This window comes from Endobacter medicaginis, from assembly GCF_014192375.1.
Taxonomy (GTDB): Bacteria; Pseudomonadota; Alphaproteobacteria; order Acetobacterales; family Acetobacteraceae; genus Endobacter; species Endobacter medicaginis.
In genome coordinates this window covers 255,768-281,163 of sequence record NZ_JACHXV010000001.1, presented here as the reverse complement: position 1 = coordinate 281,163, position 25,396 = coordinate 255,768, and the positions used below count along the sequence as shown (strand labels likewise).

Genomic DNA, 25,396 nt, shown 5'->3' with positions numbered 1-25,396 from the left:
GAAGATGCCGATGAAACCTGCCCGCCTGCTGTTGCCGATGATCGTGCTGGTCGGGCTGTGCGCCGCGATCTGGTGGTACCTGCACCGGCCGCAGCCGGGGGCGACGCATGGCGAGGCCGCCGAACCGCCGCAGGTGGTGTCGGACTATGCCGTGCGCCCGATGCGCTGGCAGAGCACGCTCAAGGCGTTCGGGCAGATGCGGGCGGTGCAGGGCGCGGATCTCTCCGCCCAGGTCTCCGGCATCGTCGACGAGATCGATTTCCAGTCCGGGCAGGAGGTGAAGGCCGGGACCGTGCTGGTGCGGCTGCGCCTCTACGACGACCCGGCCAAGCTCGCGCAGCTCAATGCCGAAGTCGCGCTGTGGACGGCCAATTTCGCGCGCGACCAGAAGCAGTTCGAGGCACAGGCGGTCAGCCGCGCGACCGTGGACACCGACATCGCCACCCTGCGCAGCTATCAGGCCCAGGCGGCCGCGCAATCCCAGGCGATGGACGAGAAGACCATCCGCGCGCCTTACGCCGGCAAGCTCGGCATCCGACAGGTCGATCTCGGCCAATACCTGCCGGCCGGCACGCCGATCACCTCGCTGCAATCGCTCGACCCGATCTATGTCGACTTCAACGTCGCCCAGCAGCAGATCGGCGAGCTGCATCCCGGCGGCACCGTCGAGCTGCATGTCGATTCCTGGCCGGACCGCCGCTTCACCGCCGAGATCATCGCGCTTGACAGCCGCATCGACCCGGCCAGCCGCATGGTATCGGTGCGCGCCTCGCTGGCCAATGCCGACCATGCGCTGCTGCCGGGGATGTTCGCCACCGTCCGTCTCGACCGTGGCGGCCCGCACGAGGTTCTCGCGGTCCCGCAGGGCGCGGTCAGCTTCAATCCGTATGGCAATTTCGTCTATGTGCTCACCCCACTGGCCGATCATCCCGGCCGCTTCGTCGCCCACTCGCGCGTGGTGACCACCGGCGAGGCGCAGGACGACATGGTGGTGGTCACGCACGGGCTCAAATCGGGCGAGACCATCGTCGGCACCGGGCAGCTCAAGCTGCGCGACGGCTCGATCGTCGAGATCAACGACACGCTGCGCCCGGCGGCGCCGTTCAGCGGGGAGCTGACCGATGAGTGAGGCCCATTCCCCCACGACCGGACGGACGCGGCTGACCGACCTGTTCATCCATCGCGCGGTGCTGTCCTGCGTGATCTCGATCCTCGTGCTGGTGTTCGGGCTGCGCGCCGAGCAGTCCATGCCGATCGAGAAGTTCCCGCATACGGTGCGCGGCGGCGTCGAGATCCAGACCCAGTACTACGGCGCCGACCCGGCGACGGTCGCCGGCTTCGTCACCACCCCGATCGAGGGCGCGGTCAGCCAGGCACAGGGCATCGACTACATGACGTCGAGCTCGACGACGGGCACCTCGGACATCGAGGTCACACTCAAGCTCGGCTACGACCCGACCCGGGCACTGGCCGAAATTACCTCCTATGTCAGTGCGGCGACCGCGCAGTTCCCGGCCGGCGTGCAGCAGCCCTCGATCAGCCTCGGCATTTCCGGGCAGGAGGTGATGGATCTCGCCATCAACAGCGACGACCTCTCCTTCGTGCAGATCGCGGATTTCGCCCGCCGGGTGATCGGCCCCCGCCTACAATCCGTCCCCGGCGTGCAGTCGGTGGACATCCAGGGTGCGCCCAATACGGTGATGCGCGCCTGGCTCGATCCCGACCGGATGGCCGCCCTCGGCCTGACCCCGGCCGAGGTGTCGGCTGCGCTGTCGGCCAACAACTTCATCACCGGGGTCGGCAACACACTCGGCCACAGCGTGTCGGTCACGCTCAACATCACGTCCGGCCTGCACACCGCCGAGCAGTTCCGCGATCTGGTCATCAGGCAGAACGCCAACCACATCATCCGTCTCGGAGACGTGGCGCGGGTCGAGTTCGGCAGCGACCCCGACACGTTCAGGGTCACCGCCAACGGCCAGAGCGGTGTCTATATCCAGATCAAACCCACCGCGACCGCCAACACGCTCGCCGTCGCGCAGGCGCTGAGTGCGCAGATCGCGACCCTGCGCCACCAGATCCCGCCCACACTGCACATCTCCATCCTCAGCAACAGCGGCGACTACATCCGCAACTCGATCCATGAGGTGGTGATCACGCTGCTCGAGAGCTTGGTCATCGTCTCGCTGGTGGTGTTCGCGTTCCTCGGCTCGCCGCGGGCGGTGGTGGTGCCGCTGGTGACGATTCCGCTGTCGCTGATCGGCACCTTCGCGCTGATGGCGGCGATGGGCTTCTCGATCAACCTGCTCACTTTGCTGGCACTGGTGCTGGCGATCGGCCTCGTCGTCGATGACGCCATCATCATCGTCGAGAACGTCAACCGCCATCTCGCCGAGGGTCTCACCCCGCTCGCTGCCGCCTCCGCCGCCGCCTCCGAGCTGCTGCAACCGATCCTCGCGATGACCGTGGTGCTGATCGCGGTCTATGTGCCACTCGGATTGCAGGGCGGGCTGACCGGCGCGCTGTTCATCGAGTTCGCCTTCACCCTAGCCGCGGCGGTTAGCGTCTCGGCGCTGCTCGCGCTGACCTTGTCGCCGATGATGAGCGCCCGCCTGCTGCGCGCGCGCAGCGCCGACGGCCATCGGCCCTCGCTCGGCGAACGCATCGAGCATGCCTCCGAGCGCGCCCTCGAATCGCTCCAGCGCCGCTACAGCGCGCTGCTGCGCCACACCCTGCGCCAGCAGCCGACGATCCTGATCCTCGGCTGCGTGGTGCTGGTCAGCTCGTGGTATTTCTACCAGCATTCGAAGCACGAGCTCTCGCCCGCCGAGGATACGGGCGAACTCGTCGTCTCCGGCAACGGCGCTCCCGATGCCACGCTCGAAGCGCTGTCGCTCTACGACGATGCGATCACCGACATCTACCGTTCGGTGCCCGAGGAGCGCGATTACTGGCATGTGGTCTCGCCGCCCTCGGTGCAGGGTGGCCTCAGCCTGGTGGACTGGAACAGGCGCCATCGCGACGTGTTCACCATCAGCCATCAGGTGCAGGCGAAGCTGCAAAAAATTCCCGGTCTGGAACTGGCGATCTTCGTGCCGCCCTATCTGCCGGGTTCGTGGGGTCTGCCGGTGCAGTATGTGCTGCAGAGCACCGGCGACGTCGCCCGGCTTGGCGAGGTCTCCGACGCGTTCCTGGCACGGATGCGCGCCTCGGGGAAATTCGTCTACGCCGACAAGGATCTCAAGATCGACCAGCCGCAATCGACCATCGTCGTCGATCGCGCCAAGCTCTCGACGCTCAATCTCACCATGAACGATCTGGGCAATTCACTGAACACCATGCTGGGCGGCGGCTATGTCGGCTTCTTCGCCACCGACCAGCGCAGCTACAAGGTCGAGCCGCTCGTCGCGCGGCGCTTCCGACTCACCCCCGAACAGATCCTGGACTATCCGATCAAGTCGGTGAACGGCGTGTCCGTGCCGCTGCGCTCGGTGGCCCATATCGTCGACACCGTGGTGCCGGAATCGATCGCCCATTTCCAGCAGCTCAATGCCACCACCATCCAGGCCCTGCCTGCGCCCGGCATCACTCAGGGTGAGGCCTACGACTACCTCCAGAACCTCGCAGCCCAGATGCTGCCGTCGGGCTACACCACCGACACCGTCGGCTCGCTGCGCCAGTTCGTCCATGAGACCGGTGGCTTCGCCGCCACCTTCGCACTCGCCGTCATCATCACCTATCTGGCCCTTGCCGCGCTGTTCGAGAGCTTCCGCGATCCACTCATCATCCTCGTCTCGGTACCGATGTCGATCGCCGGCGCGCTGCTGTTCGTCTGGCTCGGCATCGGCGGTGCCAGCATCAACCTGTTCACCGAGGTCGGCCTCGTCACGCTGATGGGGCTGATCTCCAAGCACGGCATCCTCATCGTCGAGGTCGCCAAGGAGGCGCAGGGGGCTGGGATGTCGAAGCGCGATGCGATCGAGCGCGCCTGCGCGCTGCGTCTGCGGCCGATCCTGATGACCACGGCGGCGATGGTGCTCGGCGTGATGCCGCTGGTGCTCGCCACCGGCGCGGGTGCTGCGTCGCGCTATGTGATGGGACTGGTGATCGCGGCGGGGCTGGCGATCGGCACGCTGTTCACGTTGTTCGTGCTGCCTGCGGTCTACATGCTGCTGGCGTCGGATCGGGGCGTCGCACCGAACCCCACCAGAGGATAGTCATCCTCTGGACTCCTTCGACTTGCCGGTGAAGCGGCCGACGAAGTCGGTCAGGTGGCCGATCTCCTCGAGGCGCAGGCCGGCCGGCGCACTGAACTTGCGGTTGCCACGCGCCACCATGCGAGGATGGAAGGCCTGCTCGAAGCCGAGCTTCTGCGCCTCGCGCAGGCGCGCCTCGCCATGCGCCACCTGACGCACCTCGCCCGACAGGCCGACCTCACCGAAGAACACCGCCCCGGCGGAGTTGGGCGTCTCGGTCGCGGCCGAGACCAGGGCGGCCACCACCGCGAGATCGGCAGCGGGCTCGCTCACCCGCAGCCCGCCGGCGATGTTGAGATAGACGTCGGTGGCGCCGAATTTCAGCCCCGCCCGCGTCTCCAGCACCGCCAGCAGCATGTTCAGCCGCGCCGAATCCCAGCCCACCACGGAACGCCGCGGACTCGACCCGTTATTGCCCGACAGCAGCGCCTGCACCTCCAGCAGCACCGGGCGCGTGCCCTCCATGCCGGCGAACACCGCCGATCCGGCGATGTTGCCGCGCCGCTCGGCGAGGAACAGCGCCGATGGGTTCGGCACCTCGGCGAGCCCCCGATCGGTCATCTCGAACACGCCGATCTCGTCCGTCGCCCCGAAGCGGTTCTTGGCGGCGCGCAGGATGCGGAACTGGTGACCGCGATCGCCCTCGAAATACAGCACCGCATCGACCATGTGCTCGAGCACACGCGGGCCTGCGATCGCCCCCTCCTTGGTCACATGCCCGACCAGGATCAGCGCGAAGCCGCGCGCCTTGGCCGCCCGGATCAGCTCGAACCCGGCCGCACGCACCTGGGACACCGAGCCCGGTGCGCTGTCCACGCCATCGAGCCACATGGTCTGGATCGAATCGATCACCACCAGCGCCGCACCGCGCGCCGCCTCCAGGGCGGCGAGGATCTCGCGCACGTCGATCGACGCCGCCAGCCCCAGCCCCGGTGCGGCGAGGCCCAGCCGCTGCGCGCGCAGCCGCAACTGGTCGATCGCCTCCTCGCCCGACACGTACAGCACGCGCTCGGGCAGGGCCGGGTCACGCGAGAGGGCGGCGGCGGCCTGGAGCAGCAGGGTCGACTTGCCGATGCCGGGATCACCGCCGACCAGTACCACCGAGCCCGGCACCAGCCCGCCGCCCAGCACCCGGTCGAGCTCGGCAATCGAAGTCTCGATGCGTGGCGGCGGCTCGCTCTGTCCGGCGAGCGGGACGAATGCGAGCCGCGACGCCGCCGCCCCGCTCGCGGGACGCGTCTTGCCGCCCGCCAGCGGCGTGGGGGCGACGGCCTCCTCGACGAGGCTGTTCCACGCCCCGCAGGTCTCGCAGCGCCCGGCCCATTTCGGGAATGCCGCCCCGCATTGCTGGCAGACGAAACGGACCGATTTGCGGCTTATTTGCGCAGCTCCATGCTGATCGGGCCCTCGCGGCGGCCGTGGGTGAACTGGTCCACCATGTCGTTGCCGCTGTGCAGCAGCTCGGCCGCCGCGCCGCGCCAGACGATGCGGCCGCGATAGAGCATCGCCGCCTGCGTGCCGATCCGTGTCGCGCTCGCCATGTCATGGGTGATAGCGATCGCGGTGCTGCCGAGGTTCTGCACGCAATCGACGATCAGCCCGTCGATCACGGCGCCCATGATCGGATCGAGGCCGGTGGTCGGCTCGTCGAAGAACAGGATTTCCGGCCGCGCGGCAATGGCGCGCGCCAGGCCGACTCGCTTCTGCATGCCGCCTGACAGCTCCGACGGGCTGAGATCGCCGACACTCGCCGCCAGACCCACCTGTTCGAGAACCTTGCCGGCATGCACCCTGGCCTGCGCCCGCGTCAGCCGCGGCTCGGCACCGTGACGCGGCCGCCGCCCCTTGGCCAGCAGGCCGAAGGCGACGTTTTCCCAGACCGTGAGGCTGTCGAACAGGGCCGCGTTCTGGAACAGCATGCCGATACACTGGCGCATCTCGTCACGCGCCCGCTCGCCCAGGGCCAGCACATCGACACCGTCGATCTCGATGCTGCCGGAATCGGGCTCGATCAGGCCGAGGATGCAGCGCAGCAGCACCGATTTGCCCGAACCCGAACCACCGATCACCACCATCGAGGTTTCGGGCATCACGTCGAGATCGACGCCGTCGAGCACCTTCTTCGAGCCGAAGGCCTTGTGCAGGCCGCGGATCCTGATCTTGGGGACGGTGCCGCTCATCGCGAGAAGAACATCTCGGTAAGGATGAAGTCGAAGGCCAGCACCAGGATCGAGGCCGACACCACCGCCGAGGTGGTCGCAGACCCCACGCCCTGCGCACCGCCCTTCGAGCGATAGCCGTTGTAGCAGCCCATCAGCGCGATCAGGAACCCGAACACCGCCGCCTTGGCCAGACCCACCACCACGTCGGAGGTCTGCACGAAGCCGATCGTGTCGGACGCATAGGCGTGCGCATTGAAGCCGAGCTTGACGGTGGCGACCAGGAACCCACCCATCACGCCGAGCAGATCGGCCACCGCCACCAGCAGCGGCAGTGCCACGATACCGGCGAACAGCCGCGGGGCGACGAGGTATTTCATCGGGTTGGTGGACAGCGTGGTCAGCGCGTCGATCTGGTCGGTGACGCGCATGGTGCCGAGTTCGGCGGCCATCGCCGCCCCCAGCCGTCCGGCCACCATCAGCCCGGCCAGCACCGGTCCGAGCTCGCGCACCACCGACAGCACCACGATCGAGGCGATCGCGCTCTGCGCGTTGAACCGCGCGAAGCCGGTATAGGATTGCAGCGCGATCACCATGCCGGAGAAGATCGCGGTGAGTGCCACCACCGGCAGGCTGTAGAAGGCGAATTCGAGGAAGGCGGCGAGGAACTGGCGCCCGTAGAAGGGCGGCCGCAGCAGGTGCGAGAGCCCCTCCAGCCCGAACAGCGCCAGCGACCCGGCTCCCTGCAGCAGCGCGAGCACCGTCCGGCCGAGGGCGGCGATCGGGCGGAGCGGCAGTGGCAGCCCATCGGCGGCGTCGGAAGGCGCGGGGGGAGACGACATCGTCGCATGCCGTAGCGCGGCGCGCCGCGCAGGTCAAAAGCGCAACCGTGCGGCACGTGGTCCGTGCCCGTCGCCCGCTGGTCAAACGGCGGTGCGCCCGCTAGAGCACAGCGTCGATGGACAGGCGCGGCCGGGGATTGGCGTCATGCGGATAGCGATGATTGGCGGCGGCTATGTGGGGCTGGTCTCCGCCGCCTGCTTTGCCGAATTCGGCACCGAGGTGCGGGTGGTGGAAACCCATCCCGGCCGTCTGGCCGCCCTGCGCGAGGGCCGCATCCCGATCTACGAGCCGGGGCTCGACCGGCTGGTCGCCGACAATACGACCGCCGGGCGGCTCTCCTTCGGCGACGACATCGCCCATGCGGTGGATGGCGCCGAGGCGGTGTTCATCGCCGTCGGCACCCCGACAAGGCGCGGCGACGGCCATGCCGACCTCACCTATGTGCACGAGGCCGCCGACCAGGTGGCACGCGCGCTTACCGCGCATGCGGTGGTGGTGACCAAGTCCACCGTGCCGGTCGGCACCGGCCGCAAGGTGGCAGAGATCCTGCGCCGGACCCGTCCCGATCTCGATTTCGATGTCGCCTCCAACCCGGAGTTCCTGCGCGAGGGCAGCGCGATCGGCGATTTCATGCGCCCCGACCGGGTGGTGATCGGCATCGACACCGACGCGCCGGGTGGGGGTGAGCGGGCGCGCGAGATCCTGCATCGTCTGTACCGGCCGCTCTACCTGATCGAGGCGCCGATCCTGTTCACGTCGCTCGAATCGGCAGAGCTGATCAAATATGCCTCCAATGCCTTCCTGGCGATGAAGGTGACGTTCATCAACGAGATGGCGGATCTGTGCGAGCGCGTCGGCGCGGACGTCCACGAGATCGCCCGTGGCATGGGACTCGACAACCGCATCGGGCGCAAGTTCCTGCATGCCGGGCCGGGCTTCGGCGGCTCGTGCTTTCCCAAGGACACCCGCGCGCTGGTCGCCATCGCCGAGGAGGCCGGCGCGCCGAGCCGGCTGATCGAGACCACCATCGCCGTCAACGAGGCCCGCAAGGAAGCGATGGCCGGGCGACTGATCGAGGCCTGCGGCGGCAGCGTCGCCGGCCTGACCGTCGGCGTGCTCGGTCTCACCTTCAAGCCCGAGACCGACGACATGCGCGACGCCTCGTCGATCCCGATCCTGCATCGTCTCGCCGAGGCCGGCGCGATCCTGCGCGCCTACGATCCGGCCGGAATGGAGGCGGCGCGGCCGCTGCTGCCCGAAGGCGTGATCTACTGCACCGACGGGCTGGACGCGGCGCGCGGCGCGGATGCGCTGCTGGTGCTCACCGAGTGGAACGAGTTCCGCGCCATCCCGCCGGTGAAGCTGCGCGACCTGATGGCGGGCGTGGTGGTGGTCGACCTGCGCAACGTGTTCGACCCGGCCGCGATGGCCGCCGCCGGCATGCGCTATCGCGGCATCGGCCGATGAACGCTGCCGCGGGGCTCGATTTTTCCGCCATCACCGTGCTGTGCGTCGGCGACGTGATGCTCGACCGCTTCATCTATGGCGACATGGAACGCATCTCGCCCGAGGCGCCGGTGCCGGTGATCCGTCAGGGGCGCACGGTGGAGATGCTCGGCGGGGCGGGCAATGTCGCTAACAACATCCTCTCGCTCGGCGGTTCGGCGATCCTGCTCGCCCTGGCTGCCGAGGACGAGGCGGGCGCGATCCTGCGCCGGCTGATCGGCGAGCGCCCGCGTCTCGACGGCGTGCTGATCGTCACCGGCCACCGCCCGACCATCCGCAAGACGCGCTTCATCGCCACCCACCAGCAGGTGGTGAGAATCGACGAGGAAAGCCGCGCCCCGCTCGCACCCGACGAGGAGGCGGCCCTGCTCGCCGCCATCGACGCACCGCTGGCCCGCGCCGACGCGGTGGTGGTGTCGGATTACGGCAAGGCGGTCTGCGGCGAGGCGGTGCTGCGCGCGGTCATCGACGGCGCGAAGGCGCGCGGTATCCCGGTCTTCGTCGATCCCAAGGGCGAGGATTTCTCCCGCTACCGTGGCGCGGCCTGCATCACCCCCAATGCACGCGAGTTGGCACTCGCCGCAAGGCTGCCGACCGGCGACGAGGCGGACGTCGTCGCCGCCGCCCGCGCGGTGATCGCGCAGCAGACCGATGGCTCGGCGATCCTGGCGACGCGCTCCGACAAGGGCATGATGCTGGTCGAGCCCGATGGCCGCATGGCCTCGGTGCCGGCCCGCGCGCGCGAGGTGTTCGACGTCTCGGGTGCGGGCGACACGGTGATCGCGACGCTCGCGCTGGCGCATGCCTCGGGGATGTCGCTGGAGGCGGCGATGGAGGTGGCCAATGCGGCCGCAGGCGTGGTGGTCGGCAAGCTCGGCACCGCCACCGCCGACATCGCCGAGGTGCAGCGCGAGCTGCACGGCCACGGCATCGGCCCCGACGCCTCCGACCCGATCGGGCTGGCCGACCTGCCCACCATCCGCGATCTGGTGGCCCGCTGGCAGGCGCAGGGGCTGCGGGTCGGCTTCACCAATGGCTGTTTCGACATCCTCCACCCCGGCCATGTCGCCCTGCTCGCCGCAGCACGGGCCAGCTGCGACCGGCTGGTGGTGGGGCTCAACGAGGATGCCTCCGTCGCACGGCTCAAGGGGGCGGGCCGGCCGGTCAACGACCTCGCCGCCCGCGCGACGGTGATCGCCGCGATCCGCCATGTCGATGCGGTGGTGGGGTTCGGCGAGGACACGCCGCTGGCGCTGATCACCGCGCTGCGCCCCGACGTCCTGGTCAAGGGGGCGGACTACACGCTCGACCGGGTGGTGGGGGCGGAGTTCGTGCTCGCCCGCGGCGGCCGGGTGGATCTGGTGGACCTCGTCGCCGGGCACTCCACCACGCGCACCATCGCACGCATCGGCGGCGGCTGATGCGGCCCGCGATCACGCAGGTCCTCAGCCTCGGCTCCGCCTGCTGGACCGCGACCCTGATCGCCGATGCCGGGCTGCGGCGCTTCTCCGGCCCGTTCGACTGGACCTTCACCGACCCGAAGCTGGTGCTGGCCTGCCTGCGCGACGATTTCGCGCAGTTTTGCGACCGCTCTGCCTGGGAGCGGGTGGGCGGCCCGCAGCAATGGTCGCTCACCCGACTGCGCGCCCGGCTCGGGCTCGGCCCGATCACCAACCATCACGATATCAGTGTCGATGCGGACTTCGCCCGGCTGATGCGGGCGACGGATCGGCTGCGCGCCGCATTGCGGCCCGGTGTACGCAGCCTGTTCGTGGTGATGACCGAAAACCGCCATCTCGACGCACGCAGCTTCACCCAGCTCCGCGCGCGGCTGCAGGACAAGGCGCCGGACGCCGATCTGCTGGCGATCGGCCTCAACCCCGGCCCGCCGCAGCCCCGCGCGCACGGCACGCTGCGCGAGGTGGGGCGCGCCGACCGCTTCCGCCGCTGGAGCTTCTCGCCCGGCGCGCCGAGCACAGACGGGCTTCGCTTTCCCGCCCCCGGTGACGGCGCGCTGCTGCGCTGCGTGTTCGCACCCTACCGGCTCGCGATCGAGCCGGCCTGAACCACGACGGGTGACGCCACCCGGACGCCCGTGTTATCGTTGCGTCGCCGTGCTCGACAGGATGGGATCGCGATGAGCGTCTGGGAGAGTTTCCGTCACAGGGCGCAGACGGAAGGGGCGGACATCGCCCTGCGCGAACTCCATGCCAAGGCGTCGACACTCGCGCCCGACGATGGTCTGCGGGTCGATTTCGCTACCGCCCTCAAGGAAGCGGACCATCCATCCGAGGCGCTCGACATCCTTGCCCCGGCCATCGCCGAGGGTGATTTCCATGTCCGCTTCCGCGCCCTGATCGAGCGCGGCATCTGCCTGCTGCTGCTGGGACGCGAGGCGGAGGCGACCTCCGCACTGGTCGAGGCACAGGCGATGGATCCTGGCAGCGACTGGCCGCTCTGGCCTCGAGTGGACGCGGCGATCGGCGCCGGGCAACCGGCCCTCGCGCTGTCGCTGATCGAGCATGTCTACCCCAATGTCAGGCCGGACGGACGTGCCCGGCTGGCCCGGCGCCACAGCGAGATCCGGGCGGAGAGCAGCTACGCCGACATGCAGCCGGGCTGGGCCGGCCTGCATGTGCCAGGCAGCGTGCCGGCGCTGGCACGGGCCGGGCTGGTAATGATGGTCAAGGACGAGGCCGACATCGTCACCGCCAATCTCGAACATCACTACCGGCTCGGCTTTCGCTGCTTCTGCCTGCTCGACAACAACAGCACCGACGGCACCGCCGCGCTGGTGACCGCTTTCCGTGACGCACATCCCGATGCACTGGTGCTGCTCGTGCACGACCCGATCGTCGGCTACTATCAGTCGGCGAAGATTGCCGCCTTCCAGCGCACGCTGCTCGACTACGCGGCGATCGACGGACGTGCGCTCGAGTGGATGTTCTTTATCGATGCCGACGAATTCATCGCCTACGCCGGGGATGACGACGCCGGCGCAGTTGCCCGCTTCGAGGCCGCTCTCGGTGATCCGGCCGTTGGGATGATCGTGATGCAGTGGGTCAACTCGGCGACCGCGAACATCATGCAGACGCTCCCCGAGGGCGACGAGATGTTGTCCGTGTTCGTCCGGCGCCCGGCGCAACTGCGTCCGGCTGTGCCGAAGATTGCGCTGCGCTGCGCGCTCGGTCTCGATCCCGCCATGGGCAATCATTTCGTCGAGAATTTCGACCATCCTCTCGACACCATGCATGTCCTCGCCGAGGACGGCTGGTACATGCTCCACGCGCCGCTGCGCTCGCTGGAGCATGTGAAGAAGAAGGTCATCAACGGCGGTCGGGCGTTCAAGGCGTCGAAGGGCCTCGAGAATCACGGCGGTCATTGGCGAGAGCGCTACATCGCCTACGAGACCCGTGGCGAGGACGTGCTGAGCGAAATCCTGCAGACCCACATCGACTCGTGCATTTGATCCGGCTCGTTGGTAAACAGGAACCTAATTTGATGACACCAGCCGAAGACATCGCCTTCGTGATCAGCCTAGGGACGGCCTGCCCGACGGCGCAGGCGATCGAGGATGCGGGGCTGCGACGCTTTTCGTCACCATTCGACTGGTTGTTTTCGAATGCCGACATGGTCGCGGCCTGCATTCGAGACGATTTCAGTCAGTTTCTCAGCCGCGCACAGTGGCAGTGCTGTGGTGCTCGCAATGAGTGGACGCACCCCTTTTTTCAGCAGAACTGTGGCTCGGGCCTGATCATCCTTCACCATGACATCAGCAACGATGCCGATTTCGGCTCCTTGTCCCGTGCGGTGGACCGCTTCCGCCAAGTACTTGCCGATCCTCGACCGAAGCTTTTCGTCACGATGATCGGCGTCGAGTGGCTCGCATATCCCGGCCTCGAAACCATGCGTTCGCTCATTCGCGAGGCCACTGCATCACCAGCCTTTCTCACTATAGGCATCAGACCCAAGCAGCAGCAGGCCGAACTCGTCGAGCATGCGGTGGACGGCGATACGCGAACGGTCGAGTTTGCTCCAAGTTCAGAGTTCGAGGCCGGACGTCGCTACTCTGCACCGGGTGACAATACTCTGCTGAGATCGGTCTTCGATGCCTACAGGATCAACGCGGCCCCTCTTTGAGACCGTCGTGGTCGCCACGCGCTTGCTGCGGCGCGATCCTGACCGGATCTAGGAGCAGCTATCGATGTGCTGCTGGATCAGCTGCCGCAGTACGACGTCGCCATTCTGGGAATACCACTCGTAGTACTGGCGCCAGTGGCCGCCATGATTCTCCTGGCCTTTGGTCGCGGCATAGGCTGCGGCTCCATTGACCACCTTGCGTCGCATCTGATCGACGCTGCGCTGCGGGAAATGCAGCATGTAGAGGCCGAATTCCGCGAGAACCACGGCGGCATCGGTCTGATAGGGGAACGACTCCACCATGTGGTTGCCCTGACGCGTGGTCATCCCGGCGTCCATCCGGATCGCGACCTTGGTCACCGCAGGCTCCATAGTGGTCCATATCCGGGTATGCGTCTCCAGCAACGACCTGTCCGGCGTGTCGTGCTCGACGACCTCCATGCTCGCGCATTGCGCCCAGTGCATGACCAACATCTTGTGTGCGGGGTCATCGAGTGCGGCCGATATCCGTTTCGGTCCCTCGACAACGTCTCCCGCACAGAAGGTGATGAATTCGTCAGCATCGACGAAGAACAACCAGCGCCCGGGGTTATTCTCATGTTCCAGATAGATCGACAGAAACGCCACGACCGCCGCCATTTTCGCCGCCTGGTAATACCCGACGACGAAATCATACAGACAGGCGACCTGGGCATCGGGGTGGCCTGCCCTGAACTCCGCGATCACGGCCGCTGTTGCATCATTACTGCGGTTGTCGAGCACGAAGAAGTAACGAAACCCCAACTTATAGTGATGTTGGAGATTCTGCCGAATAATGTCGGACTCGTCCTTGACCATCATCACCAAGACCGCTGAGCCAAGCGCAGCAAGAGTGACGTCTTGGTGAGGATGCCAACTGCTGGACGCCCGCTGATCATGGAAGCTGGCGCGCGCGAGCTGGTCGCAATGCGTCTGCAGAACCCCGAGCGGCGTTCCGGTCACCACGAGCTCGGTTGGAGATGCTGTGACGACGGGCGCATGGACAGCTTCCACGACAGTCGAGGACCTGCGAAACCTGTGGTTCATGCAACCTCTTCGTTCTCTACTACTTGTCTCTTTGTCCGTAGGGCACGGTCCGCGACCTACATGCAGTCGACGAGCCGGACGCAACGAAGAACCCAGGTCCGGAAATCAAACTCGTAGGAATTCCAATGCCAGATCGCCGAGGCATTTGTCCACTTCAGCCCGAGGCGCTCGATGATCATCGGATGCACGGGAATGGACAGCGTATCGTTGCCAAGGCAGCCAGCGCTTGCCGCCGCCAGTTCACCCAGGATGTCATCGCGCGACTCCGCTGGAGCAGTGGCCGCAACAAGTTGACGGGTCATCTCGCCGTTCGCGACCCAACTGGCGCGTCCGACCGTATAGAAAAGCTGCTGCTCACGGAGATTGGCGTGCAGGAAATCCGCCATCGGCAGATCGCAATCGCGATCACGCTGCGTCCATTGCAGCATATCGCGCTCCAATGTGCGCTCGAGGTCCGGCAGCATCCGGCTCGACAGGGTCATGTAGCGGTCGAAAAGCTCCTCGTCCGAACGGCTGTCGATCGTGCCATCCGGGCCACCGCACTCCCGCCAGACCCGCATGGCAAGCATGTCGCTGTAGGCGTAGCGCTCGTAGCCGCAGGGGCGATTGTCGCTCACGCCGAATGGCCAAAGGGTCGAACAGGTGAGCGCCGGAAAGCGCAGCCACCGAGCCTGCCGCGGCACGAAATCGCGGATCAGAACCCGTTCCTGCTCGCTCGCCTGACTGCTCTGCTCCCAGACCGCGACGACGTCGTTGAGGCGATCGCGCGCGCCCGCCTCACCATGGGCATCGATGAACTCGTGCAGCGACCCGAGAAAGATCCTCTCATAGTCGAAGAGCCCGCTCATTGTCGGCAGGCGGCGCACCAGACCGTCGATCTCATCGCCCTGGCAGTTTGCATAGACAAGCAGCTTCGGTTTGGTCATGGCAGCCAAGGCTCCCAGCGAATGGCACGAAGCATCGCCTCGCGATGTGTCCACAGGTTCCTACCCCAGCGGAAACGCGCATTCTGCGCCCAGGACAGGCCGAACGACGCCGCGACCACCGGGTGGACCGGAAACTCATGCGCCGCATTACCCCTGAAGCCGATTGTTCGATAGCGAACAGCCTCGCGCAGCGTCTCCAGGCGCTTAGTGTCCCAACCCACAGGCGCGGCCAGACACCCCAGCACGCAATTCGCGAGCCAAGCGAACAACGGCCCGGCCCCCGTGACCGGTCCGGTGAAATATTTCACATCGCTCAGCGTCCTCTCGAAATGCTCAGCGAAGGCTATGTCGCACACGCTGTCGAGTCGCCGCATGAAGGCGAGGGTGTGCGCCAGGCGCGGCTGTGCTGCGGCGAGTTCGACCGAACTCTCCCCGAGATAGGCCTGGTAAAGTCTGTCGTCGGACTCACCGGCGCGAGGCGCAAGTGCCTCCGCGTGATGATCACTGAAGCCGTAGCGTCCATTCGGATAAAGCGGTTCCGCCACAGAGCGTGTATCGGTGCCCGCGACAGGCCAAAACAGATGGCCCGCGCTTTCAGCCGGGACCCGTATGACCGAGATGTCCTCGCGCAGCCAAACCGGTGGTTGTGTCTGCTCGATATCATCGGGATGATCGACCCGACGCACAACGGCTATGATGCGGTCGGCATCGTCAGCGGTGTCGAGCAACCGCCTCATCTCGTCCAGATCGCCAAAGCGGCGAAACGAGACCTCCTGCATCATCGACGGAGTATATTCGAACAAACTGATCAGATGGGCGAATTGCCAATGTCCCTCGACGAGGACCACAGGCTTCCGGCTTTCCGCCTCGCTCATGCCTGCCGGACATCTTGAACAAGTTTCGCCATATCGCCCAGATTGGAGACATCCAATGCCTGCTGCATCGGCAGACGCACGCCGAACGCGCTCTCGATCCCGTTGATGAAGATCAGATGCGCCACCGAGTCCCAGCCCTCAACGTCGTTCGCAGTCGTTTCGGCAGTCAGCGACCCGACCGATACTCCAAACGTATCGCTGACGACCTGCTTGACCTGATCAAGAATTCCCGTCTGCTCCACAGTCCTGCTCCTTGTCGTCAACGGTTGTTCAGCGCGCCGTGATGCAGGTTTCGAGATCTGTAGCATCGCGGTCAACCGCTCGCTCCCAGACGTCCTCGCCGATCCGCTTGAAACCGAGCCTGTCATAAAGGTCGGCAACCACGTCGTTCTTGGACGTGCGCTCGTAACGGCCGACGACCCGCCTCGCCCCGAGCCGCCCAGCCGTCACCAGGATCTCGCGCATGACGTAGTGCTCGAACGTCCTCGAGAAAACGCGGCAACTCATCAGCCAGCTTTCGATACTTAGCGCATCGCCGTCCTTGACCCCGATCACCGTCGAGACCAGCCCATGGTCGCCGAATTTGTCAGCGAGATAACCGACCAGCACCACCGCGTCATCGCGCTCGGCGAACGCAGCAACCTGCGCCTGATCGTAGCGGCGGGTCGTGAGGTTGAACTGGTTGGTCTTGCCTTCGAGCTGTGCGACCCGTGCCAGTTCGTCGGCCTGGGCGGGACGCGCAACGCCTTTCATGTCGAGCGAGGCGAGGAAGCTGCCCAAATCACCACTCGACGCCTGCGCCGCACTGGCCTCTGCGCGCGCCTGATAGAGCGCACCTCGTGCGAAGTCCTCACGGCTCAGACCCTGGCTGTCGAACCAGCACCCTGCATCCAGCTTCTCGATGAACACCGCCGGATCGCCGCCAAGTTCGACCACCGCGACCTCCGGCAGCATCTCGCGGACCAAAGCGCATTCCACCGGATTGTCATCGGCGAACACGATCGAATCGATCCCCACGTTGAGCGCCTGCGCGATCCGACGCAGCCCCCCGGCCTTGTCGGACCAGGAACACTCGAACGCAGCGAAATCACTGCGCTGGAGCAGCGAGTGCGGGTGCGACAGGCCTGTCTCTGCGATCTCGGGTTCATTCTTGCTACAGACAGCGAGGATGATGCCGCGCGCCGCGAGTGCCTTGACATAGGCCTGGAATGCGGTGAATGCCGAGCCGGTCGGCGTCTCGGGGCCAAGCTTGATCCCGCTTACACCATCATCACCGATCACACCGCCCCACAGCGTGTTGTCGAGATCGAGCGCAAGGACCTTCTTGGCACGACTTGTCGCGGTCCGCAGCGCGCCACGCATACGCGCAACGTATTCCGGCAGCGCTTGTTGGCCAAAGGTCAGCTTGGCCCCATACCATGCGCGCGGGTCGACCACGAGCCCTGCCATGTCGAGAAAGATGATCTCGGGACCGGCATCAAGAAGCGCGTCGATCGCGAGACGCATCTGTGACAGCGGGCTCGCCGGCAAACGTCGTTCCGCGATTCCTGCATACCTCGCGAGCGGCTCTGCCGGCAGATGCTGTATGACGCGAACCCCCGTCGTAACCAATGCATCCCACACCACACGAAATGACTTGACCTTGGCGGCGACTGCCGTACGGACCTCATCCAGCGTCGCATCCAGACGCATCGGAGTCACCAGATCGCGCCAGTCATTGACCAACACCAAGATGTCCGCGCCGCCGCGTCGCAACGACGACATCGGATCAAGCGCCTCCTGTTGCCAGGCACCGAACGGACTGATGATGATCTCGCTGGTGCGACCCTCCAGCGCCGTGGCGACGGCCACAGCGCGAGCGACCATGTCGATCGTCGACGAGCCGGCCACCACAATCCTCAGGTCCGACGGCCCCGCCGACTTGAGCAGTCGTGTGCCATGCGTAAAAATCTCGACCGCCGTCGGTTGCGGCCGACCGTTCAGGGCATGCTGCAAGGTTTGAGGCATCGTATGCTCATGTCTCGGACTGTCTCATACGTATAGATTGCCGACAGCGCATGAGCAATAGACCGGCCCAAGTCAGGGGAGCTTGCGGTCGCCGATCAGGCGAGAGTGCGCGGGTGAGGACGGCTAGAATAGATCTCGAGCGCACGCCGGATGGTAGGGATCAAGATGAAATATGCATTGGGTTTCCTCCTCGCCATGTGTTTCACGTCGAGCCCCAGCCTCGCCGACGGGCTGACGGCAGCACAGTTGAACGCGCTCCTGGCCGCCGCCCCAAATCCGATAGCATCCACTGACCTGAGGCAGATCGGCGTCGCGATCGACGGACAGATCGGTCGACCCGGGGGCATCGCCGGCCTTGACGCGGCGGGACAGATCTTCAACCCGGCGGGCCCTGCGACCATTCAGCAGATCCACAATCGGGCGGCGCCGATCTCGGCTCGCTTGATGGATCTACTTGGCGATACGATCAATGTCCGCTCGTTTGCTGCCGCAACATCCACCGGCAATGTCGGGGGCGTGATCGACACCACGACCATCTCGGCTGCCGCCTCGGGTGCCACCACCGTCGTCATCAAGACGACGCCGGATCTGGTCACGAAACTGGCAACGGCGCGATATCTCGGCATCGACGGCAACGGAGCTGCGCCAATCAGTGGCGTCAACTACCCGTCACCCGGCACGGCCGCGCTGACAATTCCACCGCTGTCTTTGGCCGTTGCGGCCGGCACCCCTGTCTCGATCGCCCAGCAGGACGATCGGCCGGCATTCCAGGCTGCCGGAGCGGCACTGTCGTCGTCGAACGGCGTACCTGGCACTTTGGAGGTGCCTGCAGATCACTACATGATCGTTAGAGATGAAGTCACACTTCCTGATGGAGCGTCGTTGGTCGAGCATGGTGGCGTCTTCGCTGCCCATGGCTCGGCGATGGCGGAAGCGACAGACTCGTGTGGCGGGTGTTTCTGGGGAGGCGCTTCAGGCACGGTGTATGCACAAGCCCCAACGTCCATGAATGCGAACGCCTTCGCAATTCTTCAGAACGTCAAGGCTCCTCCGGGCCAGCAGGTGAACCTGCTCCTTCTGTCGGGAATGCTCGATTACGATGGCTATGCCGCCGGCAGTCCGGCCGCGGTCGTCGGCGAGGAGGTGCGGACCAGCGTCGCGCCGTCAATCGCGCGAGGCCTGCAATTCGCCTACCATGCCGTGATGGAATGGAGACCGGGCCAGTATGGCGGCTCGTCACTGGCCGAGCTCGAATATCTCAACAACTCCGGCTGCGACAGTCGCGGCGATCTCCTGGACCAGGGCTCATGCTCGGACGGGCAAGGCGGCACTGCCAGCAATGCGCGCTACGGGCTGCATCTTGACGCGCTGGGCAATACAAATGACACCGTGGGCATCGTGTTCGGATCGTGGGCAAATGTCGGCTGGCATATCGGCATGGCTTGCACCTACAGCGTGCTCGATTGGTGCATCGCAGCGCATTACAAATACGGCGCACACTACAAGCTCAGTGACATAGATGCCGGCTTCGACATGCACGGCCGTATGATCGCCGTCGGTGGCCTGATCTCAGGCGGGACAACCGATCCCGGCGCAACCAAGGGACTCGTCGTCACGCGGGACGGCAACACCGCCAACGTGCCGTCCACCGCGCCTGCATCCGACATTTTGGCGCCGAGCTATGGGATCGCGACATCATTCCTGCGAGCCTATCTCGGCGCCTTCTTCTACGGCGGGGCGTTGTTCCTGAATGGCGGCGCGGACACCACACCGACCAACCGCCAGTGGGACGCAAGCTTCGGCAACTGGGGCGTGTATACGAACTACCTCTATGTCGGGCACCCAATCAGCAATGCCACGGCGACGTTCGCCTCGCTGCCGAGCGGGTGCACGGCCGGACAGTCGGTATTCGTGCTTGATGCACGCAACCACGGGGAGGCTGCCGGCAAGGGAACTGGCTCACTCGCTTACTGCACGACTGCGGGGGTCTGGTATGCCAACGGCGACCCGGTCGCTAACTGACCAGAGGACTGCCGAGAAACCGACTGTAGGGATGGAGCGGCAATCCTCGATCAGGCGAGAATGATCGGACCTCACGATATTATGACTTCCTAAAAGGGGCGGACGACCGCTGCACGAGCAAACGTCCACCCAACCAACCCGTCGGATTGTTTGACGATGCGTCAGAGTGCACGGACGTGCACGCTATCCTGATCAAAGGGATCGCCACGGCGGTCCAAAACCATCGGCGGGACATCGTGCGTATGGCTCCACCCTTTACCTCTGGAGCCATTTGGCGATAATGAAGTAGGGCTGAACGATACAGACCCGGATCGGAATTGATCTACAGGCACGGCGCACTGCAATGACATTGATTTTCGAAGGTGAAGAAATATACTGCCACTACCATAAAGGCAATTCAGCCTATCTCCTGATTACGTTCACTACAGCCGGCGATACGCAGGATGCGTCGCGACGCTATCTGCTTCAGGACATAGCACAGCGGAACGGTATTACTTGCCTGGGATTTACCAGTTCAGTCCGAGGTTTTTTTCTCTCGCCGGAGATGGCAGCGATTGAGAAGAAAATCAGAAATATTATCGCGCTATACAAAACCGTCATTATCATTGGTTCCTCGATGGGCGGCTATGCAGCCATTAAATACTCGAAGATGCTCGGTGCAACCCACGTCTTGGCATTTAACCCTAATTATTCGGTAGATCCGATCGAGCTTGAACTTGATGATGAGAAAAAGATCTATCTTCGAAGCGGATTAATTGCGCATAAGATTGTTAGGAGAGAATCTTTCAAGACTATGGCTCCCCGAGCCGAAGATGTTCAAGGCAAAATAACCGTTGTTTATGATCCGAAGGAGATCATCGACGAGTTTTCTGCTTTAATGTACGCAAAAAAACACCCCTCTTTTGATCTAATTGGTCTTCGTCATATTGGGCATATCGCCATCGATACATACCAAAGTGATGTGGCCATGCTTAAACTTATTAATATAATCATGGAGAACGACCAAACCCGCCTCCTTCGGTTTTTGACCGATAGCCTTCGTTCAAATGTCAAATATATTTTGAGCGTCTTGCACGAGACCGCTCGTCGCAAACCGCGAATGGCTCTTCGGGCCATGAATTCACAAAATGTCGCCATTCGAACATACATAAAGGATATCGAGGCAAGCTATATCGCAAATATATTGCTGTGCCGGCTATACGCACGAAAGAACTATAGCCTTGCTTACGATGTCTTTCGGCAACGACACTTGGACCGATATTCCGAGAAAATCACCGTTGATGACTGGTCGGGCCCAGATGGAACTCCTCGCTACGACACATATCTTCTGTTTTCTGAGCTGTCGACTTTTCTGGCGTATGACATCGTGGCGGAGTCGCTCGTTTTCGTGCATTCGACCGTTGACGTTCCGTATCAGCGCCCCGTGATTGTCAGAAGAAACGGTAATTTTCTGACTTTCTCCTTTGCAAAGGGTCAGGAGGTCATCGGTATTACACTGCATGGAACGGGAAACGCGACCTACTCAGAGGTTACACTCGGTGACACCAGTGCGATTGCGGTTGATTTCGAGGGCGGGGCTCGCAAATGCGTCCGGGCATACCCTGATGGAAAGCTCGACATCGTGAACTACGAGATCGGATCGCACGAAATGTTCACGTTGTTTCCCGTTCCGCCAAAGTTCATGGAATCCGGCTTCACCACCGGCAACTGGTTCGAGCAGGCGGTCATGCGGAATGCGATCGCAACTCCCCGGGGAGCCGACCTGCCTCGGCGGTCGGCGATCGCCCGCTTGTTTCGCCGTCCGAACGCGAGTGACATGCCCCACGGCCGGCGCAGACCAATCGACGTCAAGTGAGGGTTTGATCGTCGACGACGTCATTGTCGTCGCCTTGCACGTCGTTCAGCGGCCGTTGTCCTCGGCCGAGGCTGGAGCCGCTGCCGCCACCCCGATGACCTCCGGCAGAGGCCAGAGAACCGCTCGATCGCAAGCCCACCACGGGTCGCCCTATGGATGCCTGCATTCCGGGCGCGAGCACTTCCGACAGGTTGGAGCAAGATGGGAGACAGCGCCATGAGATCACTTCGTGGTGACTATCGCCGCCGACATCCATACCTCAGACGGATGACAACCAATCCTTGACGAACGGCTACTCGTATCTTTGCTCGAGGTCCGCGAACCGCGTGAACTCACCCTCGAAGAACAGCTCGATCTTGCCGGTGGGCCCGTGGCGCTGCTTCTCCAGCAGGAGCTCGGCCTTGTTGTAGGCGAGGTCCATCTTGCGCTTCCAGTCCTCCAGCGCGATCTGGAACTTGTCGGCGCTGTCGTAGGCGACCTCCTTGGGCTCGCGCTGCTTGAGGTAGTAGTCGTCGCGGTAGACGAACATCACCGCATCCGCGTCCTGTTCGATCGAGCCGGATTCGCGCAGGTCCGACAGCATCGGGCGCTTGTCCTCGCGGCTTTCCACCGAGCGCGACAGCTGACTCAGGGCGAGGACGGGAATCGACAACTCCTTGGCGATCGCCTTCAGACCCTGGGTGATCATGCTGATCTCCAGCACCCGGCTCTCGGGGCGGGTGCCGACGGAGGGGCGCATGAGCTGGAGGTAGTCCACCACCACCAGATCGAGCCCGCGCGTACGCTGCAGGCGCCGGCAGCGGGTGCGCAATGCCGACAAGGTGATCGCCGGGGTGTCGTCGATGAACAGCGGCAGTTCGCCCAGCTCGCGCGACACCGCGACGAAACGGTCGAAATCCTTCTGTCCGATATCGCCGCGCCGGATGCGCTCGCCCGACACCCGCGCCTCCTCCGACAACAGGCGAGTAGCGAGCTGGTCGGAACTCATTTCCAGCGAGAAGATCGCCACCGACCCGCGTGGCTTGACCTCCGGCCCCGCCGCACGCGCCGCCTCCAGCAGCGAGCGCGCCGCCGAGAACGCGATCTTGGTGGCCAGCGCGGTCTTGCCCATGCCAGGACGCCCGGCGAGGATCAGCAGGTCGGACGGATGCAGCCCACCAGTGCGCTTGTCGAGGTCGCGCAGGCCGGTGGTGAGCCCGGTCACCTGGCCGCCCTGCTTGAACGCCCGCTCCGCCGAGCTGATCGCCGCGCCCAGCGCGTGTTCGAAATCCACCATGCCGTTATCGGCGGCATTGTCGCGCGCCAGCGCAAAGAGCTGCTCCTCGGCCGCCTCGATCTGGCGTGCGCCGTCGAGCTCGGGCTCGGCGCCGAAGGCGTTGTTGACCACCGTCTCGCCGATATCGATCAGTTGCCGGCGCAGCCAGGCATCATGCACCGCGCGGCCATACTCGCCGGCATTGATGATGCCGACCATCGCGGTCAGCAACTGCGCCAGATAGGCCGTGCCGCCCACCTCGGCCAGCGCACCGTTATGTTCGAACTCGGTCTTCAGCGTCACCGCGTCAGCGAGTTGCCCCGCCTCGACGCGGCGCTTGATCGACTGGAAGATGCGCCCGTTGACCGGGTCGGCGAAATGCGCCGGCAGCAGGAATTCCGCCACCCGCTCATAGGCCTTGTTGTTGGCCAGCAGCGCACCGAGCAGCGCCTGTTCGGCGGTGATGTTGGTCGGCGGCAGGCGAACCGGGATCTGGTCGAGTGTGGTGATGCTCATCGCTCGCGATCCTACACCACCACCGTCCCCGCCGCGCACCCCCGGCGATTTATCCCCATGATCCTTGGGTTTCAGCCCCGCCGCCGCGCAGATCGAACAGCGGACAGGCCACCGCGGTGACCGGCGTCCCGCCGGCCACGGTCATGCCTCGCCCCCGTCCGTTGCGGCCGCGCCGCGTCGCGCCGCGCGCCGGCCGCGCAGGCTCATGTCGCGGGCCGGATTGCCCACCATCACCGCGCCCGGCGGCACCGACTTCATCACCACGGCGCCGGCGCCGATCACCGCGCCGCGACCAATGACCAGCGGCCGAGCGGCATTGCCATGGATGATCACCGAGCCGATGCCAACGAACACGTCATCCTCGACCAGCACCCAACCGGCGATGTGACACGCACAGATCGTCACGAAATCGCCGATGCGGCTGTCATGCCCGACCGCTGCCATCGGCTGCATCTGCACATGGCGGCCGAAGCGCACGTTGGGGCCGATATAGGCGGGCTGGCCGACGAAGGTGCCCTCGCCGGCATCGAAATCGGACGCGATCGGCGGCACCCGGTCGAACAGGGTCACGAAGCGCCCACCGGCGGCGGCGATACGCTCTGCCAGCCTGCGCCGCCCCGCCGGCATGCCGATCGAGATCAGCACCGGCACCTCGGACCACGACTCCGCCCAGGTCTCGAAGCTGATCACCGGCACGCCCTGCACCTCGCCGGGCGCGTTGATGTCGTCGATATAGGCGACCGTCTGGTAGCGCGGACCATACATCAGCAATTGCTCGTGCACCGCCAGCGCATGCCCGGTCGATCCGTAGATGACGATCGGGTTCCTCATGGCACCTGCTCCATTGCATCGAAGACCCGCGCCGCGACCGCCTCGTCCTCCGCGTCCCCGCCACCGGGCGCACGCACCGGAATGCCGAGCAGACGCATGGCCAGCGCCTCGGTCACCGGCAGCGCATCACAGCCGTCGCGGCCGAGAAAGACCGGTTCGCGATGCACGCCGCCACCATACCAGAAGCGGTGCTCGATGCGGCTTTCGTCAAGGCGACGCGCGAGTGTCTGCGTGCGTGCCGCCGGATCACCGGCCTCGCCGGCATCGTGCAGCAGGTAGCAGCTCGCGATATCGGGCCAGGCGACCAGCCTCGGGCCCAGCCCGCGCGCCTGGATCATCCTGGCCATGCGCGCGTGCAGCCGGGCCACAGCCGAGCGTCGCGCGCCCCAGCCGTCGAGCGCGGCAAGACCGACGGCGGCGTGGTATTCGCTCATCTTGCCGTTGAACCCGGCCGACTGCGCCGAGCGGCTGCCCAGGAAGCCGAAATTCAGCGCCCGCGCCACCCGTTCCAACCCGGTGCGATCCGACCACAGCACCAGACCGCCCTCGCCGCAGGCCAGGGGCTTGGTGGCATGCAGGCTGACCGCCACCGGCACCCCCACCGGAGCGTCGGGCGTGGCCTCGACCCGGCGGGCCAGCGCCTCCACCGAGGCCGCCGCATCGATCACCACGGCCCGGCCGGTGTCGGCCGCGAATCGTGTCCAGCCCTCGATATCGGGCAGCCGGCCGTAGGGGGCCGCCACCACCACCACCCCGGCCGGGCCGAGCTGCGGATTTGTGCGCAGCCGTATCGGATCGAGCGCCCAGCCTGCGGCATCGACATCGACGAACCAGGGACGATAGCCGCACAGCTCGGCGGCCTGCGCGGTGGCGACGAAGGTATAGGACGGCATCAGCGCCAGCGGCGCCGCCGCCGAGGCCGGTCCGGCGGTGGCCAGGATCGCGGCGGCGATCGCCGCCGTGCCCGAGGCGGCACTCACCACATGCGCCGCATTTCCGCCCAGCAGACTGTCGAGCCGGCGCTCGAACGCCCATACCAGCGGGCCCCGGTTGCTGTACTGACCGGAGGCGTCGATCTGCCGCAGATAGGGCAGGATCGCTTCCGCCGCGGGCAGCCTGGCGCGATAGACCGGAACCACG

Annotated in this window: 20 protein-coding genes; 9 read left to right on the top strand and 11 right to left on the bottom strand. The window is 65.3% G+C overall.

What is annotated here, in order from left to right:
* The first annotated feature begins 10 nt into the window (after nt 1-10).
* Together FHR90_RS01280 and FHR90_RS01275 are read left to right on the top strand one after the other, a co-directional pair.
* Entirely contained in the window at nt 11-1,129 is a 1,119-nt protein-coding gene (locus FHR90_RS01280) for an efflux RND transporter periplasmic adaptor subunit (RefSeq protein ID WP_176622316.1), read from the top strand.
* Nucleotides 1,122-4,217 carry an efflux RND transporter permease subunit gene (locus tag FHR90_RS01275; RefSeq protein ID WP_176622317.1) on the top strand — a complete coding sequence of 1,032 codons (3,096 nt, stop codon included), beginning with the start codon at nt 1,122-1,124 and terminating at the stop codon, nt 4,215-4,217. Before FHR90_RS01280 ends, FHR90_RS01275 begins: the two co-directional genes overlap by 8 nt.
* Here FHR90_RS01275 and radA read toward each other — a convergent pair whose 3' ends face one another.
* From radA to FHR90_RS01260, 3 genes are read right to left on the bottom strand one after another with little or no spacing between them, the layout of a single operon-like run.
* Complete coding sequence (gene radA / locus FHR90_RS01270) at nt 4,218-5,636, bottom strand: DNA repair protein RadA (RefSeq protein ID WP_183274671.1); 1,419 nt, start codon at nt 5,634-5,636, stop codon at nt 4,218-4,220.
* Nucleotides 5,633-6,436 carry an ABC transporter ATP-binding protein gene (locus FHR90_RS01265; RefSeq protein WP_176626303.1) on the bottom strand — a complete coding sequence of 268 codons (804 nt, stop codon included), beginning with the start codon at nt 6,434-6,436 and terminating at the stop codon, nt 5,633-5,635. Before FHR90_RS01265 ends, radA begins: the two co-directional genes overlap by 4 nt.
* Nucleotides 6,433-7,257, bottom strand: a complete 825-nt coding sequence (locus FHR90_RS01260) for an MlaE family ABC transporter permease (protein WP_183274614.1) — start codon at nt 7,255-7,257, stop codon at nt 6,433-6,435. Before FHR90_RS01260 ends, FHR90_RS01265 begins: the two co-directional genes overlap by 4 nt.
* 145 nt (nt 7,258-7,402) lie before the next feature.
* Between FHR90_RS01260 and FHR90_RS01255 the strand changes: the two genes are divergently transcribed.
* From FHR90_RS01255 to FHR90_RS01235, 5 genes are all read left to right on the top strand, one after another.
* Nucleotides 7,403-8,725: a UDP-glucose dehydrogenase family protein gene (locus FHR90_RS01255; RefSeq protein ID WP_176625260.1), complete on the top strand. Its 1,323-nt coding sequence runs from the start codon at nt 7,403-7,405 to the stop codon at nt 8,723-8,725.
* Entirely contained in the window at nt 8,722-10,185 is a 1,464-nt protein-coding gene (gene rfaE1, locus FHR90_RS01250) for a D-glycero-beta-D-manno-heptose-7-phosphate kinase (protein ID WP_176625262.1), read from the top strand. The genes FHR90_RS01255 and rfaE1 overlap by 4 nt, the downstream gene beginning before the upstream one ends.
* On the top strand, nt 10,185-10,829 hold the full coding sequence (locus tag FHR90_RS01245; RefSeq protein ID WP_183274613.1) for a DUF1796 family putative cysteine peptidase: 645 nt from the start codon (nt 10,185-10,187) through the stop codon (nt 10,827-10,829). The genes rfaE1 and FHR90_RS01245 overlap by 1 nt, the downstream gene beginning before the upstream one ends.
* A gap of 72 nt (nt 10,830-10,901) precedes the next feature.
* Complete coding sequence (locus FHR90_RS01240) at nt 10,902-12,233, top strand: glycosyltransferase family 2 protein (protein WP_176622238.1); 1,332 nt, start codon at nt 10,902-10,904, stop codon at nt 12,231-12,233.
* Nucleotides 12,234-12,265: 32 nt separating this feature from the next.
* Nucleotides 12,266-12,904 (top strand): DUF1796 family putative cysteine peptidase, encoded by a 639-nt coding sequence (locus tag FHR90_RS01235; RefSeq protein WP_176622240.1) that lies wholly within the window; start codon nt 12,266-12,268, stop codon nt 12,902-12,904.
* Between the two features lie 48 nt (nt 12,905-12,952).
* On the opposite strand, the gene FHR90_RS01230 is transcribed toward FHR90_RS01235, so the two are convergent.
* The 5 genes from FHR90_RS01230 to FHR90_RS01210 form a co-directional block, all read right to left on the bottom strand.
* Nucleotides 12,953-13,885 carry a glycosyltransferase family 2 protein gene (locus tag FHR90_RS01230; RefSeq protein WP_176622242.1) on the bottom strand — a complete coding sequence of 311 codons (933 nt, stop codon included), beginning with the start codon at nt 13,883-13,885 and terminating at the stop codon, nt 12,953-12,955.
* Nucleotides 13,886-14,025: 140 nt separating this feature from the next.
* Entirely contained in the window at nt 14,026-14,895 is an 870-nt protein-coding gene (locus FHR90_RS01225) for a WcbI family polysaccharide biosynthesis putative acetyltransferase (RefSeq protein WP_176622244.1), read from the bottom strand.
* Entirely contained in the window at nt 14,892-15,770 is an 879-nt protein-coding gene (locus tag FHR90_RS01220) for a hypothetical protein (protein ID WP_176622246.1), read from the bottom strand. The genes FHR90_RS01225 and FHR90_RS01220 overlap by 4 nt, the downstream gene beginning before the upstream one ends.
* Nucleotides 15,767-16,012, bottom strand: coding sequence for an acyl carrier protein (locus FHR90_RS01215; protein ID WP_176622248.1), 246 nt, complete (start codon nt 16,010-16,012; stop codon nt 15,767-15,769). Before FHR90_RS01215 ends, FHR90_RS01220 begins: the two co-directional genes overlap by 4 nt.
* A gap of 28 nt (nt 16,013-16,040) precedes the next feature.
* Nucleotides 16,041-17,777, bottom strand: a complete 1,737-nt coding sequence (locus tag FHR90_RS01210) for an HAD-IIIC family phosphatase (protein WP_176622250.1) — start codon at nt 17,775-17,777, stop codon at nt 16,041-16,043.
* Between the two features lie 165 nt (nt 17,778-17,942).
* On the opposite strand from FHR90_RS01210, the gene FHR90_RS01205 reads away from it, so the two are divergent.
* On the top strand, nt 17,943-19,799 hold the full coding sequence (locus FHR90_RS01205) for a hypothetical protein (protein ID WP_176622252.1): 1,857 nt from the start codon (nt 17,943-17,945) through the stop codon (nt 19,797-19,799).
* Nucleotides 19,800-20,142: 343 nt separating this feature from the next.
* Nucleotides 20,143-21,654, top strand: coding sequence for a hypothetical protein (locus tag FHR90_RS01200; protein ID WP_176622254.1), 1,512 nt, complete (start codon nt 20,143-20,145; stop codon nt 21,652-21,654).
* A 292-nt stretch (nt 21,655-21,946) separates the two neighbouring features.
* Here FHR90_RS01200 and FHR90_RS01195 read toward each other — a convergent pair whose 3' ends face one another.
* The 3 genes from FHR90_RS01195 to FHR90_RS01185 form a co-directional block, all read right to left on the bottom strand.
* Nucleotides 21,947-23,425: a replicative DNA helicase gene (locus FHR90_RS01195; RefSeq protein ID WP_176622256.1), complete on the bottom strand. Its 1,479-nt coding sequence runs from the start codon at nt 23,423-23,425 to the stop codon at nt 21,947-21,949.
* Nucleotides 23,426-23,566: 141 nt separating this feature from the next.
* The gene (locus FHR90_RS01190; RefSeq protein ID WP_183274612.1) at nt 23,567-24,256 is read right to left on the bottom strand and encodes a PglD-related sugar-binding protein; all 690 of its coding nucleotides are present in this window, start codon (nt 24,254-24,256) and stop codon (nt 23,567-23,569) included.
* Nucleotides 24,253-25,395 (bottom strand): DegT/DnrJ/EryC1/StrS family aminotransferase, encoded by a 1,143-nt coding sequence (locus FHR90_RS01185; protein WP_218062140.1) that lies wholly within the window; start codon nt 25,393-25,395, stop codon nt 24,253-24,255. The genes FHR90_RS01190 and FHR90_RS01185 overlap by 4 nt, the downstream gene beginning before the upstream one ends.
* Nucleotide 25,396: the final 1 nt, after the last annotated feature.

Coding starts and splice junctions, on each gene's coding strand:
- FHR90_RS01280 (WP_176622316.1), top strand. CDS start 11: ATGAAACCTGCCCGCCTGCTGTTGCCGATGATCGTGCTGGTCGGGCTG.
- FHR90_RS01275 (WP_176622317.1), top strand. CDS start 1,122: ATGAGTGAGGCCCATTCCCCCACGACCGGACGGACGCGGCTGACCGAC.
- FHR90_RS01265 (WP_176626303.1), bottom strand. CDS start 6,436: ATGAGCGGCACCGTCCCCAAGATCAGGATCCGCGGCCTGCACAAGGCC.
- FHR90_RS01260 (WP_183274614.1), bottom strand. CDS start 7,257: ATGTCGTCTCCCCCCGCGCCTTCCGACGCCGCCGATGGGCTGCCACTG.
- FHR90_RS01255 (WP_176625260.1), top strand. CDS start 7,403: ATGCGGATAGCGATGATTGGCGGCGGCTATGTGGGGCTGGTCTCCGCC.
- rfaE1 (WP_176625262.1), top strand. CDS start 8,722: ATGAACGCTGCCGCGGGGCTCGATTTTTCCGCCATCACCGTGCTGTGC.
- FHR90_RS01245 (WP_183274613.1), top strand. CDS start 10,185: ATGCGGCCCGCGATCACGCAGGTCCTCAGCCTCGGCTCCGCCTGCTGG.
- FHR90_RS01240 (WP_176622238.1), top strand. CDS start 10,902: ATGAGCGTCTGGGAGAGTTTCCGTCACAGGGCGCAGACGGAAGGGGCG.
- FHR90_RS01235 (WP_176622240.1), top strand. CDS start 12,266: ATGACACCAGCCGAAGACATCGCCTTCGTGATCAGCCTAGGGACGGCC.
- FHR90_RS01225 (WP_176622244.1), bottom strand. CDS start 14,895: ATGACCAAACCGAAGCTGCTTGTCTATGCAAACTGCCAGGGCGATGAG.
- FHR90_RS01220 (WP_176622246.1), bottom strand. CDS start 15,770: ATGAGCGAGGCGGAAAGCCGGAAGCCTGTGGTCCTCGTCGAGGGACAT.
- FHR90_RS01210 (WP_176622250.1), bottom strand. CDS start 17,777: ATGCCTCAAACCTTGCAGCATGCCCTGAACGGTCGGCCGCAACCGACG.
- FHR90_RS01205 (WP_176622252.1), top strand. CDS start 17,943: ATGAAATATGCATTGGGTTTCCTCCTCGCCATGTGTTTCACGTCGAGC.
- FHR90_RS01200 (WP_176622254.1), top strand. CDS start 20,143: ATGACATTGATTTTCGAAGGTGAAGAAATATACTGCCACTACCATAAA.
- FHR90_RS01195 (WP_176622256.1), bottom strand. CDS start 23,425: ATGAGCATCACCACACTCGACCAGATCCCGGTTCGCCTGCCGCCGACC.
- FHR90_RS01190 (WP_183274612.1), bottom strand. CDS start 24,256: ATGAGGAACCCGATCGTCATCTACGGATCGACCGGGCATGCGCTGGCG.